Origin of the sequence: Glaciihabitans sp. GrIS 2.15 (assembly GCF_035984695.1) — a bacterium.
Lineage (GTDB): Bacteria > Actinomycetota > Actinomycetes > Actinomycetales > Microbacteriaceae > Lacisediminihabitans.
The window spans coordinates 61,977-74,700 of the sequence record NZ_JAXCHU010000013.1 but is presented as its reverse complement, the minus strand read 5'-3'; the positions used below and the strand labels follow the sequence as shown (position 1 = coordinate 74,700).

Below are 12,724 nucleotides of genomic sequence, written 5' to 3'. Positions count from 1 at the left end.
ATCATTCGAATCAGGAATGCGATCACGGCGAGAATCAACAGCACCACACCGACCCAGAGCAGGAAGTTGAGAGACTGCACGAAGCCTCCGGTGATCAAGAGCACAATCGCAATAATGGCCACAATTACAAACAAGATGTTCATCGGTCCACTCTCCGTCGTCTATCAGTTTGAACTTACCGTACTCCCCGACGCCGTGCCAGGAAAGAGGCTAATCGCCTGAGTGTGTCAACCTGAGTCGGACCCATGAGGGCAATCTAAGCGGGACCCACCTGGATCGTTTGATTCAGGTTTGGCTTGTCGTGTGGCGGTGTCGGAGGACGATCAGGCGGCCCAGGATGCCGATGGCGAACACGCCAGCCTCGAAACCGATCGAGGTGGGTGGGAGGGTGGTGACCAAGACGAGGCAGCCATCCTTCGGCACGGAGAGCATTCATATCCTCAGACGTTCAGGTCATCGCGCGTTTATTTGTGCCAATGCCAGCGCTTCGTCAACCCGTGTTTTAATCGCCGAGAACCTTAGATGTGAGTCACCGTGTCGAATTTTTGGCCAGCGACTGACGGCTAGGTCGCCCGATGTATGCCAATGATCGTTCGTGAAGACTTTTGGATAAGTTGTGACTTTCCCAGGCACCTCAGTTTGCTGACGGAATGAGCGCGGGACCCCGAATTTTTGGTGCCGCCTGACCTGGCCGTCGAGTGCTCGTTCGCACTGCTGAGGTTTCGAGCATGGGTAGCTTTAGGCTACCTGCCAGCTTTTTCTCATCCGGGTTGACCTTGGGTCAGCTCTCGGTAGGGTGAAAAGGGAGTCAGCAACTGGCCCATCCGTTGAATTAGCACTTGGAGATCATCATGCCCAACGTTATCGAGACCATTGACGTTAACGTTCCCGTCACAGTCGCTTATAACCAATGGACAAAATTCGAGGAATTTCCGAAGTTTTTGAGCTTCGTCGAATCCATCACGCAGGTGAACGACACCCTCACCGAGTGGAAGGTCAAAATCGGCGGTGTCGAGCGTGAGTTCGAGGCTCAGATAACCGAGCAGCATCCGGACGAACGCGTCGCCTGGAACAGTACCGGCGGCCAGGTCGACCACGGGGGAGTGGTCACGTTCCATAAATTAGCGGAGAACGAAACGCGCGTGACGGTGCAACTCGACTGGGAAGCCGCCGGGCTGATGGAGAAAGTCGGGGCCGCTCTCGGCGTCGATAATCATGCCATCAAGAAAGACCTGGCGAACTTTAAGGAGTTCATCGAAGCGAAGGGAACCGCCGATGGCGGATGGCGCGGAGATGTGCAGGCCTGATGTGCTGGCCTGACGTGCAGGCTTGTCGCTGCCGTCAGATCCACATACGAGTTTTGATGGGCCGGATGCCGCATTGCGCCGTCCGGCGGGCAGGGTGAAGCGTCCCGGGTTCCATGCCGCTTTCTTTCTGGTGAAAGGATGCGTTTATGCCCAAGAAACACCCGCAGGAGGTTCGTGACCGGTCGGTCCGGATGGTCCTCGATTGTCTCCTGAATTACTCCTCCGTCTCGGCTGCGTGCCGCGGTCTCGCGCCGAAGCTGAAGGGACTGCCCCTCACACCGGCTCGGGCAATCAAGCTGGGGGCACGTCAAGAAATCGGGGACTGTGCATCAAACGGTAATTCGGGAGCCGCGGCGTGAGCACTCTCGAGTGGATGCTTCAGTTCAGGCGCGTTTTTCGAACAATTCGTACACATGGCCGATGTCCAGCGATGTCGTGGTGGTGTCGGATGCGAGTTTTTCTGCGTGTGTGCGTTGGTTGATGGTGTGGGCGACGTCGTGGAGGTCCCAGACTTCTTGCCCGGTGATGCTGATGCCGCGGGCTCCGGTTCGGCGGGTGGTGCCGCGGACGAGCATGTAGTGGGTGTGGAAAGCGGCAGCCCCGATCCTTGCTTGGGTGTCGGTGAAGAACACCACTTGGGTGACGGGTCCGGTGCCGTCATCGAGGGAGCAGAACACGACTCGGCCGGTTCCGCCGCGCATCGGCGGGGTGTGGGTGGCGCGGCGCACCCCGGCGACCAGCACTTCGCTTCCGCTGGGCAGATCGAGCAGTTTCGATGCTGGGGTGACGCCGATCTTTCGGAACAGGTCGTGGAATTGTTCCATTTGGTGGTGGGTAACGGTCAGTCCCATTGCGGTGAGTTCCAGATTGGTTTGGGTGCGCCCACGCAGCTCAAGCGAGACGGTGTTGGTGTACCTGGGGGTGGGGAGGTCCAGGTCGAACGCGAGTTGGGTGCCGGTGACGGTTTGCACCGTACCGGTGAGGGCGTGGATGTGGGCGAGGAGCGCACCGCGCAGATCCCGGTTGTAGTCGATGAATGCATCCAGCGCTCCGATTCGGGCTAACGCTTCGAAGGTGCGGCGTTTGGGTCGGACCCGGTCGCGGAAGTCCTGCAAGGAGGTAAACGGTTGGTGTTCGGCGATCCGTTGCCGTTCGGCAGCGCTGCTGCCGGGAAGTTCCCCCAGGGCGAGGCGGATGGCCTGCCGGCCGTGGTCGAGGATCTCTACCCGGTACTGAAGTCCGCTGTGCTGCACGTCCATTGGCAGCATGGTGACACCGAGGTTTCGCGCTTCGGCGATGATCAAATCTTTCGGCCACATGCCGGGGTCGTGGGTGAGGAGGCCGGAAAAAAATACGGCCGGATGGTGTTGTTTCAGCCATGCGGAGCGGTAGGTAGTGATTGCGAACGCGGCGCCGTGGGCTTTGGCGAAGCCGAAGTTGCCAAATCCGGACAGCACTTTCCATGCCCGTTCGGCCACCTCTCGGGGGAACCCGCGGGTGAGTGCTTTGCCGATGATGTAGTCACCCAGTGCCGCTAAATGGTCGGGTTTGCCGAGGTGTCGGCGTAATACGTCGGCGTGGCCGAGACCATCGCCGGTGAGGGCATCGATCATCCGCATCACCTGCTCGTGGTAGACCACGACCCCGTTCGTTTCGGTCAGGAAGGGGCGGAACCGGGCATCGATATAGTCGGGGTTAGTTTCTCCGTGCCTGGCCTGCAAATAATGTAACGGCATGTTCGCTTCCATCGGTCCTGGGCGGAAGAGGGAAATTTCGACGGTGATGTCGTTGAAGCTGCGGGGTTGCAGTTTGCCGATCAATTCCATTTGTCCGGGGGATTCGAGCTGGAATACCCCCAGCGTTCTGGTGCTGCAGAGCATGTCGAAGGTGGCCGGGTCATCCAGGGGGATGCGGTCCAGGTCGATTGTTTCCCCGGTGAGCCGCCGGTGTTCCTCGACGGCGTGGCTGATGGAGGACATCATCCGCACCCCGAGTACGTCGAGTTTGATCAGCCCGAGGGGGTCCATGTCGTGTTTATCGAACTGGGACATGGGCAATCCCATCCCGGAGGCCTGCACCGGGGTGCGCTCCAGCAGCGATACGTCGGAGAGGATCACCCCGCAGGGGTGGACGGAGATGTGGCGGGGGAGGCGGTCCAACCGTTCGGTCAGCCCCACGAGCATGTCCAGTTGCTGGGAGCGTTGTACCTCTTCCGCAATTTCGGCCAGCTCTGGTTTCTCGTTCAGTGCGGTGCGGAAGTCGCGGGCGTTGAATCGCCATAACTGTTTCGCGATCGCACTGATGTCGGTGTCGGGGATACCAAGGGCGCGGCCGGCATCGCGGACGGCACCGCGGGACCGGTACGTGTTGGTCATCGACATCAGGGATACCCGTTCTGCCCCGAAGGCACGAAATATTTCCCGGTAGATGTCGTGCCGGCGGTGGGCTTCCACATCGATGTCAATATCGGGCAGGGTTTGCCGTTCGGGGGAGAGGAACCGTTCCCAGATCAAGTTGTTGCTGATCGGTTCAACGACGGAGGTGTGCAGAGCGTAGTTCAGCACCGAGCCGACACCGGATCCGCGGGCTTGAACCCGAACCCCCATGTTCCGCATCAGATCGCATGCTTTGGCGACGGTGAGGAAGTAACTGGCGAACCCGAGCTGGTGAACGGTCGCCATCTCATGCGCCAACGCGGCGTGCGCCTCAGCCAGGAGAGGGGAGTTGGTGTACCTTTCGTCGACACCATGGCGGGCGCGCGCCCACAGTTCGGTGTGCGGATCCCCGGTGATCCCGATGATCGCCGCCTCCGGCATCCGGGGACGACCCAACCCGATGTCGGTCACCGGATCGAGGGTGCACCGATCCGCCAGGGCGGCAGTGTCCGCCAGGAGTCGGGGGAGGGTGCCGGTGGGATGGGAGCCGACGTCGACCACCATCCGCCCCACCTGGCTCATCAGGGTGTCCGGTTTCAGCCACGCCTGCCCGTTCGATTGCGGTGTGTCAAGCTCGGCCAGTGGCGTCAACGCGCGGGTGGAGTCGGCGAGGTCTGCGGTGACCGCCTCGCCGGGGGTTCCGTACCGCACCGCATTGGTCAGAACCGCCGGGAGCACCGCCCACTCGGCCAAGCCCAGCATCCGGGTTGCCGGCCCCACACTGCCTGGCCCTGACGGGGTCAAATGGCAGACCACTTCCAGGGTGATCGATCCTTCCGGCATGACCTGCGACCATGCGGTCAGCCGGGTGCGGGCGGTGGCACTGTCGGACATGGTCAGGGCCTGCCCGATATCGGAGGCAGGCCCAAGCAGCACGGTCAGGGTGCGAAGAGCGGCAAGGGATGCCAGACGGCTGCGACTGATTGAGGGGGTGCGGGGGTGCGTGTGGGCGTGAGTGTGGGCGTGAGATACGGCCCGGCAGAGCGCCGCATACCCTCGTCCTGCTATTCCGCCGTGAGCCAGCACCACCACTCGGCCAAGGGGGCGGTGCTCGTCATCGTGGACAGCAAGCTCAGCCCCCAATCCTGCGCGGATGCCGGCGGCAGTGCAGGCGCGGAAGTGTTTAATCGCCCCGTACAGGCCGTCCCGATCGGTGACCGCCAAAAAGTCGTCACCCTGGGCTTGTACCTGGTCGGCGAGGGTTTCGGGCATGGTGACCCCGTAATGGGTGGAGTAGGCGCTGCTGACATGCAGGTGTGGGAAGCTCACCCCCAGTCCACCGCCAACACCCACGACCCATCCGCATCCCGCCGCAGATCGTAGCGGTGCTGCTCCGCACCCCCGCGGGACGCGTCCAGGCGCCACAACTCGGTGTCGATCAGGGTGGGGATCGCGGAGGTCTCCCACCAGGGGTGGCGGGTGAAGATGGCCTGCGGTTGCCCGATCACCGTGTGCTCGAACCGATCCCAGATGAACGCGGCCGGGTCCCCGTTTTTAGCCAGGATGACATCTACAGTCGCATCGATCTTGCCGGGCATCCGTGTCACCCCCTCGATTATATTCGAACGTATGTTCGAGAGTCCGAGCTTACGATGAGGGTCCCACATTTGCCAACGGAGACTATCGTCGGGCGCGGCGTAGGTGCCAGTGAATAACGCCGTCCCTCAGACGATCGTTCTTGGATCGGGATGGACCGCGATACCGATGCCCAGGGCGTGCCAATGAACAGTTTCCGCCCCGCGTTGTGCCTGAGGACGGCGTCGGCGCTCAGCGAAATTCCCCAGTCTTACGGTGAATTCACGTCGTCGTCGCACCACCTCGATAGTGAGGGCGTGGAGCCTCGCGCGGGAGGCTAGGAGAGCCCGGTGAACCGAGCGAGGAAGTCGCGGGTGCGAGGCTCCGTCGGTGCGCCGAACAGCCGGGCCGGCGGACCCTGTTCGGCGATGACCCCGGAGTCGAGAAACACGACGTGGTGCGCGACGTCCCGAGCGAACGCCATTTCATGTGTCGCCATCACGATGGTGGTGCCGCCAGCGGCCAGCGTGCGCACGAGTTCGAGCACCTCGCCGACGAGCTCCGGGTCGAGCGCACTTGTGATCTCGTCCAGTAACAGAAGCTCGGGGTCCGTTGCGATGGCACGCACAATGGCGACGCGTTGCTGCTGGCCGCCAGAGAGGCGGTCCGGATAGGCGCCCGCTCGATCCGCAAGCCCGACCTGGTCGAGAAGCTCCTTGGCTTTCCGCTCGGCAGCGACGCGGCCGACACCGAGAACTTTGCGGCTGGCAAGCGTCACGTTGTCGAGCACGGAGAGGTGCGGGAAAAGGTTGAACTGCTGGAAGACCATCCCGATGCGGGCGCGCACGACGTCGGGGCGGGTCTGCGGCCGACTGATGTCGGTGCCGCGCAGGAACACCTGGCCGTCATCCACCCGCTCAAGCAGATTAATGGTGCGCAGGAGAGTCGATTTACCGGATCCACTCGCGCCAATGAGCGCGACGACCTGGTGGCTTGCCACCGTGAGGCTGACACCGCGCAGCACCTCTGTTGCGCCGAACGATTTCCACACGTTGTCGAGGTGCAACACCTCCTCGCGAGGCTCGGTCATACGATCGATCCCGCCTGTTCGCGAGCTCGCATGCGAGCGGTGTACCAGTCGGTCAGCCGGATCATCGGCAGGGCGAGCAGTACGAAAAGCAGGCCCGCCAGCACGTACGGCGTGAAGTTGAACGACGAGGCTGTCTCGATCTGGGCCGCGCGAACGGCGTCGATCGCTCCGAGCACCGAGATCAATCCCACATCTTTCTGCATGGCGACGAAGTCGTTCATGAGCGCCGGGGTCACCTTGCGGATCGCCTGGGGCAGTACGACGAGGCGCATAGTCTGGCCGTGGCTGAGGCCGAGTGATCTGGCGGCGAGACGCTGTGAGGGATGCACCGACTCGATACCGGCGCGGAACACCTCAGAGACGTAGGCCGAGTAGGTGAGGATGAGCGCGATGGTGCCCCAGAACTCGGCGGGGAATCGTGGGATGTCGAGTCGTAACCCCGGAATGCCGAACCCGACCAGATAGAGCACGATGATGAGCGGGAGCCCGCGAAACAGGTCGGTGTATCCGGCAACGAGCGCGCGTACCGGGAAGAAGATCGGGCCGCGAAGGGTGCGAAGACTGGCGAGGAGGATGCTGAGCACTAGCACCCCAATGGCTGCGAAAAACAGCACCCGGATGTTGAGCCAGAGCCCGCTGATAACGCGCGGCCACGCCGTGGCGAGCACCGCTGGATCGAAGAACGAGTGCTGCACACGTGCCCAGCCCGGTGTGTTCACTATGGCAAACCACGCGACGGCGGCGAACACCAGGGTGCTCAGAATCGCGATGAGCACCGATCGTGAGGTCTGGCGTCGTCGAAAATCCCGACGGTGCAGTTCGACAACGCTCGGTTCGTGCAGGGCAGTCGTCATTCCTGCAAACTACTTGAGCACGGGGGCATCTGCCGAATTGGCGAGCCAGGTGGCCGCCAGTGTGTCGAGTGTGCCGTCGGAGCGCAGAGCATCCACCGCGGCGGTGACCTTCTTTGTGAGCGGGCTATCCTTGGCCAGCACCAGGCCGAGTTGGTCGCCGGTTCCGGTCTGCTTGGGCAGCTGTCCGATGATCTTGCCGCCCTTCAACTCCGCGCCGGTGAGATAGAACGCGGTGGGGAGGTCGACGACGAGCGCGTCGATCGTGCCGCTCTGCAGTGCGAGCTTCGCGTCATCGTTGGAATTGAAGGCTTGGGCTCCGGAGTTCGGCTTGATCTGCTTCTCAATCGCGTCGAAGCTCGTGGTTCCGGTCTGGGCTCCGACGAGAAGCCCTCTGAGGTCAGAGATCGACTTCGCGCTGTCGGCCTTCGAGCCCGCGATCGTGATGACCGTCTGGGTGGTCTCGTAATACGGCGATGAGAAGTCGACGTTGGCCTTCCGCTCATTTGTGATGGAGAACTGCTGCACATTGAAGTCGAAGTCCTTGTTGCCCGGGGCAATAGCCTGGTCGAAGGTGGAACGCACCCAGACGACATCCTTCTTGGCGAAGCCGAGCTTGGCGGCCACCGCGTAAGCGACCGCGGATTCAAAACCCTTGCCCGATTGCGGTTTGTTGTCGATGACCCACGGGAAGAAGGCGGGCTGACCGGTGCCGACGGTGAGCTTCCCCGAGGCGAGGTAGCCCGAAGATCCGCTCGATGACGACGGTGCCGGTGTCGGGGCGCAAGCGGCGAGAGCGGTGACGAGCACTGCGACGCCGAGGGCGGCAGCAATTCGGGCAGCAGTGTTTCGGGCGGCGGTGTTTCGGGTCATTCCTCGATCATGGCTCATCGGTGAACAGGTCGGAGGCGCCGACTACGAATTGTTACCGGATAACCTTGCCAGCATGACCCCGTCTGACCCTCACCGTCCGTTTTGGGGTAGTCCGGTGCTGAGCAGTCCCCTCCTGCTGTGGGCGGCGTTCATCCTCGCCCACCTCTGGCTCGGGGTGCTGAACCTCTACGGGCCAGGCCTTCCCTTCGGTGACGTGACGATCGTCTACCGGTTCTGGACCGACCAGGCGCTCGTGTCGAACTACTGGGTGGGAATCGATGGTTCGTGGGTCTACCCCATCGTCGCACTCGTTCCAATGTTGCTTGCGCGTGTTTTTGGTCCCGAACTGTTTCCTAACACCTGGCTCAGCCTGGTGCTGGTGCTGGATATCGTGGCCTTCGGTGTGCTCACCGGGTGGGGCCGCACTCGACGCAACACCGGGGTGGCGTGGTGGTGGGTAGCGTTCCTGCTGCTCCTCGGACCGATTGCGCTCGGTCGCATCGACTCGATTACGCTTCCACTGGCTATCGTCGGGGTGCTGCTGGTAGCCACCCGTCCGCGCGCCGCCGCCGTCATCCTGACCGTCGCCACGTGGATCAAAGTCTGGCCAGCAGCCCTGCTGGCTGCGATCCTCATCTCAGTTAGGGCGCGGACGCAGGTCGTCGTCGGCGCTGTTGTTACCAGCATCGCGATCATCGCGGTCGCGCTATCCTTCGGCGCCGGTGCCAATATTTTCAGCTTCGTGACGCAGCAGTCCGTGCGCGGGCTGCAGGTCGAAGCGCCGGTCAGCACTCTCTGGCTCTGGCAGGAGTTCGCCGGGGTGGCGAACACCTTCGTCTACTACGACCGGAGCTTCCTCACCTGGCAGGTGCGCGGGCCGGGCGTCGAGGTCGCCAGCATGCTGATGAACCCGCTCATGATCCTCGTGGTCATCGCTCTAACCCTGCTCGCCCTTCTCGCAGTGCGCAACCGGGTGCCCGTCCAGGATCTGCTCCCACCGCTTTCACTCGCCTACGTCGTGGCCGTCATTGCGTTCAACAAGGTCGGGTCGCCGCAGTACGTCACGTGGTTAGCAGTGCCGATAATTCTCGGGCTCGCGACCAACTCGGTCGGACGCGGCCGACCGTTTCGCACACCGGCGATCATCGTGCTTGTGGTTGCAGGCCTCACCCAGCTGATCTACCCCTACCTGTACGGCTATGTGCTTGGGCTCAATCCGGGAATGCTCATCGTGCTATCGGTGCGCAATCTGCTCTACTTCGTGTTGCTCGGCTGGGCCGTAGCGACTCTGTGGCGCGCCTCGCGTGCTCGCTACTCGACGTTCCCACCCGATGATCGGATCTCCGAGGGTTGGCTTCCTGCCGTCTGGCCATTCGGTGTGGAGCGTGCACTCAACGAAGATCGTGACAGGCCCGTCGATTATGACAGGCTGGGTGAAGACGAATTGGCGAGCTGACCAGACCTGCTGGCAGCCCGGTATTGCGCACGACCTGAGGAGATCCCATGCTCGTAGCGTTTTCGGTAGCCCCAAGCGGAGCGGACGAGAGCGGGTCCGTTCACATAGCGGTGGCAGAAGCCGTGAGGATCGTTCGCGAGTCCGGCCTTCCGAATCATACGGACTCGATGTTTACGACGATCGAGGGCGAGTGGACGGAAGTCTTCGACGTCATCCGGCGTGCCACTGAGGCCGTCGGTAGGTACGGATCGCGGGTGTCTCTCGTGCTAAAGGCGGACATTCGCCCGGGATATAGCGGGCAGTTGACTGCCAAGGTCGAACGCGTGGAAAAGGCGCTCGCCGAGGACATCGGTAACTAGCTCAGGTCGTCGGTGATGCCGCTCGCGACCTGCCGTCCAGCGGGCTGTGCACGCCGGGCGCGCAGCTCAGTTCGGTGAGCGAGCTCAGCCTGGTTGTCGGGTGAGGCCGTGTGCGGCCGAAATCTGAACGGGTTGGTCATGCGGTGTTTGTGGCGAATTGGTCGTGGCGGGGGATACGCGCTCTCGCGGAGGGGAACTGACGTCGTGGCGGGGGGCGTAACTCCCGCCGCGGGGTCGTGTGTCCGCCGTGGGCGGCCGGGGGTGTAACTCTTGCCGCGCGAGCGAGCACGGGGTTAGGCGGCCCTGCCGGCTTGCACTCCGCCGACGCGTTCAGCCGCGATCCGAGCCCGGTAGCCGGATGCCGCGTAGGCGGACATCGGATCCCCGGGAAGGCCGCGGGACTCGCGCCAGGCGGCGAGGGCCGGGCGCATGTCGGTGTAGGAGGCGTCCATGAGGATGCCGTTAGCCCCGAGCACGTCACCCGAGTTCTGGGCGAGTTCCAGGGCGGCGGTGTCGACGAGCAGGGCCCGTGCGGTCATTTCTTGCACGTTGAGCACGGAGGGGATTTGGCCGGGAATCTTGTCTTCGACGTCGATGCATTGGTCGACCAGCAGGTGGATGGCGTCATCGCCGTCTCTCCGCTGGTGAGCCAGGCCCGGCTCGAGAATGTGCCACGAAGGACACCGGTCGTCTTGTTCGGTCGGCACGAGCGTTCCGACAACTGCGACAGTGTTGCGGGCGATGACGAGAAAGGTGCTCGTGATGCGCTGAATCACCTGTTCGACCTCGGCCACGACCGAGTACTGCACCTGACTCGCGACGGCCTTGCGACCTCACCGACGCGTCACACCCCGCACGGCAGTCGACTGGAGACCTACCTCAGGGTCACGGAGGAAACCGGACGCTCGGAGTTCACGCGGGTCATCAGATCCGAGGAGGGGGAGTTGTACTCCAACGATGTCATCCGTCACCTGTTGCAGACCGAAGAACATCCGACAGCGATCTTCGCCGGGCATGACGAGCTCGCCATCGGGGCTCTCCATGCCATTCAGGACCTCGGTGTGGATATCTCGATCGTCGGCTATGACAACGTGCCGATCGCGTCGCATCCCGTCCTCTCGTTGACCTCCGTCGACCAGCAGGGTGAGCGGATGGGGGCGCGCGCCGTCGAGCTTCTTCTCGAGCGGATAAGCGGACGCACCGACGCGGTGCACGAGAGATTCACAACCACCCTGCAGGTGCGCAGATCCAGTCGGCGTCCATCCACCGGCTGACCGGATCTGGCCACTTCTCCGCGTCGGCGCCACTGTCGGCATGCGGGTATCTTGCACCGTCGCAACCGCGTTTCGAGAGCTCCCACAGCTCTCGCAACGCGGGTGTCGTGCGAGCTCAAGGCGCACATCCCCCTCGGTCATACCGGAGAAAATCATGGGCACAGTCGAGCGCCTCGAGAAGACGATCAACGCGACGCGATGAGCGCCACCATCGGCCTACAGTAGAAGCCGGGTCCGTCGTCGACGTGCCCGACGATGCTCGACGGTGAGTCTTCGCGCTCCCTCGAATCTCGAAATGGTCGCCTCATCCTGTGAAAGCCCTCTCTCCCGCCCGAACGCGTCTCGCGCTACTCGCTCTGGCTCTTGGCGGATTCGGAATCGGCTCGACCGAGTTCGTCGTGCTCGGCCTGCTGCCCAACATCGCCCACGACCTTCTACCGGAGCTCTACGCTCGCTCGCCGGAGGTCGCGAATGCCCAGGCTGGATGGCTCGCCTCGGCGTATGCACTCGGCGTGGTTGTCGGCGCGCCCACGATTGCCGCCTTCGCCGCCCGGTTCCCTCGCAAGAAGCTGCTTCTCGTACTGGCCGCCGCGTTCACGGTTGGCACCGTACTGTCTGCCGTGCTTCCCACCTTCGGCCTCGTGCTTGCGGCCCGTTTTCTCGCCGGACTGCCACACGGCGCGTACTTCGGCATCGCCTCCCTTGTCGCTGCGTCGCTGATGGGCCCAGGCAAGCGGGGTGCGGGTGTCGCCTACGTGCTGTCGGGCCTCACGATCGCCAACGTCATCGGGGTGCCGGCCATCACCTTCCTCGGCCAACAGTCGGGTTGGCGTGTTGCCTATTTCGCCGTCGCGGTTATTTTCGGCCTCACCTTTATAGCGCTCGCTCTGCTGGTGCCGCACCAGCCGGGAGATCCCTCCGCCACGATGAAACGAGAGCTCCGCGCATTCGGACGGTCGCAGGTCTGGCTCACCCTGCTTACCGGCGCGATCGGCTTCGGCGGATTCTTCTGCGTCTATACCTTCATCTCGCCGATCTCGACCGATGTCGCCGGGCTTCCCGCCCTATTCGTGCCGATCGTCCTCGTGGTTGTTGGCCTCGGCATGACTCTCGGTAACATCGTCGGCGGCTGGGCTGCAGACACGCACGTGGTACGAGCGATGTACTCGTTCTTTGCCCTTTTCGTCGTGTCGCTCGCCGGGCTCGCCCTCACCGCCCACACCGTGCCTGGGCTCTTCGTATTCGTCTTCCTGGTCGGAGTCGCCGCCTCGGGAATCTCACCGGCCATCCAGACGAGGCTCATGGATGTCGCGGGTGACAGCCAGACTCTTGCCGCGGCCGCCAACCACTCGGCTCTCAACATCGGCAACAGTCTCGGCGCGTATCTTGGTGGCCTCACAATCGCCGCCGGTCTCGGGTATGTCTCACCGGTGTGGGTCGGTCTCATGCTCTGCGTGCCCGGTGTCGCGCTCATCACCTGGAGCGTGCTGCTGCAAAGACAGCGCGGAGGATCACTCGACGGCTCACACCGCACCCCGGCCGTACCGCTCGGGGCGGAATAGGC

Annotated in this window: 12 protein-coding genes and 1 pseudogene; 5 read left to right on the top strand and 8 right to left on the bottom strand. The window is 63.1% G+C overall.

What is annotated here, in order from left to right; genetic code table 11:
- Positions 1–285 precede the first annotated feature (285 nt).
- On the bottom strand, positions 286–432 hold the full coding sequence (locus tag RCH11_RS15805; RefSeq protein WP_327057981.1) for a hypothetical protein: 147 nt from the start codon (positions 430–432) through the stop codon (positions 286–288).
- A 419-nt stretch (positions 433–851) separates the two neighbouring features.
- On the opposite strand from RCH11_RS15805, the gene RCH11_RS15800 reads away from it, so the two are divergent.
- Positions 852–1,307, top strand: coding sequence for an SRPBCC family protein (locus tag RCH11_RS15800; protein WP_327057980.1), 456 nt, complete (start codon positions 852–854; stop codon positions 1,305–1,307).
- Between the two features lie 383 nt (positions 1,308–1,690).
- Here RCH11_RS15800 and dnaE read toward each other — a convergent pair whose 3' ends face one another.
- From dnaE to RCH11_RS15775, 5 genes are all read right to left on the bottom strand, one after another.
- Positions 1,691–5,011 (bottom strand): DNA polymerase III subunit alpha, encoded by a 3,321-nt coding sequence (gene dnaE / locus RCH11_RS15795; protein WP_327057979.1) that lies wholly within the window; start codon positions 5,009–5,011, stop codon positions 1,691–1,693.
- Positions 5,008–5,289 carry a hypothetical protein gene (locus tag RCH11_RS15790; protein WP_327057978.1) on the bottom strand — a complete coding sequence of 94 codons (282 nt, stop codon included), beginning with the start codon at positions 5,287–5,289 and terminating at the stop codon, positions 5,008–5,010. Before RCH11_RS15790 ends, dnaE begins: the two co-directional genes overlap by 4 nt.
- Positions 5,290–5,594: 305 nt before the next feature.
- A complete protein-coding gene (locus tag RCH11_RS15785) occupies positions 5,595–6,347 on the bottom strand; it encodes an amino acid ABC transporter ATP-binding protein (protein ID WP_327057977.1) in 753 nt (250 codons plus the stop codon).
- Positions 6,344–7,201 (bottom strand): amino acid ABC transporter permease, encoded by an 858-nt coding sequence (locus RCH11_RS15780; RefSeq protein WP_327057976.1) that lies wholly within the window; start codon positions 7,199–7,201, stop codon positions 6,344–6,346. The genes RCH11_RS15785 and RCH11_RS15780 overlap by 4 nt, the downstream gene beginning before the upstream one ends.
- Before the next feature lie 9 nt (positions 7,202–7,210).
- The gene (locus tag RCH11_RS15775) at positions 7,211–8,071 is read right to left on the bottom strand and encodes an ABC transporter substrate-binding protein (protein WP_327057975.1); all 861 of its coding nucleotides are present in this window, start codon (positions 8,069–8,071) and stop codon (positions 7,211–7,213) included.
- Between the two features lie 73 nt (positions 8,072–8,144).
- Between RCH11_RS15775 and RCH11_RS15770 the strand changes: the two genes are divergently transcribed.
- Both RCH11_RS15770 and RCH11_RS15765 read left to right on the top strand, forming a co-directional pair.
- On the top strand, positions 8,145–9,527 hold the full coding sequence (locus RCH11_RS15770; protein ID WP_327057974.1) for a glycosyltransferase family 87 protein: 1,383 nt from the start codon (positions 8,145–8,147) through the stop codon (positions 9,525–9,527).
- Between the two features lie 47 nt (positions 9,528–9,574).
- Complete coding sequence (locus RCH11_RS15765) at positions 9,575–9,886, top strand: thiamine-binding protein (protein ID WP_327057973.1); 312 nt, start codon at positions 9,575–9,577, stop codon at positions 9,884–9,886.
- Here RCH11_RS15765 and RCH11_RS15760 read toward each other — a convergent pair.
- Together RCH11_RS15760 and RCH11_RS15755 are read right to left on the bottom strand one after the other, a co-directional pair.
- The gene (locus tag RCH11_RS15760) at positions 9,883–10,026 is read right to left on the bottom strand and encodes a hypothetical protein (protein WP_327057972.1); all 144 of its coding nucleotides are present in this window, start codon (positions 10,024–10,026) and stop codon (positions 9,883–9,885) included. The two genes, RCH11_RS15765 and RCH11_RS15760, sit on opposite strands and share 4 nt — an antisense overlap.
- Positions 10,027–10,179: 153 nt before the next feature.
- A pseudogene (locus RCH11_RS15755) lies at positions 10,180–10,494 on the bottom strand (L-rhamnose isomerase); the annotation flags it as partial.
- Positions 10,495–10,500: 6 nt separating this feature from the next.
- Here RCH11_RS15755 and RCH11_RS15750 point away from each other — a divergent pair.
- Both RCH11_RS15750 and RCH11_RS15745 read left to right on the top strand, forming a co-directional pair.
- Positions 10,501–11,160 carry a LacI family DNA-binding transcriptional regulator gene (locus tag RCH11_RS15750; RefSeq protein WP_327057971.1) on the top strand — a complete coding sequence of 220 codons (660 nt, stop codon included), beginning with the start codon at positions 10,501–10,503 and terminating at the stop codon, positions 11,158–11,160.
- A gap of 311 nt (positions 11,161–11,471) precedes the next feature.
- Positions 11,472–12,722, top strand: coding sequence for an MFS transporter (locus RCH11_RS15745; protein ID WP_327057970.1), 1,251 nt, complete (start codon positions 11,472–11,474; stop codon positions 12,720–12,722).
- Positions 12,723–12,724: the final 2 nt, after the last annotated feature.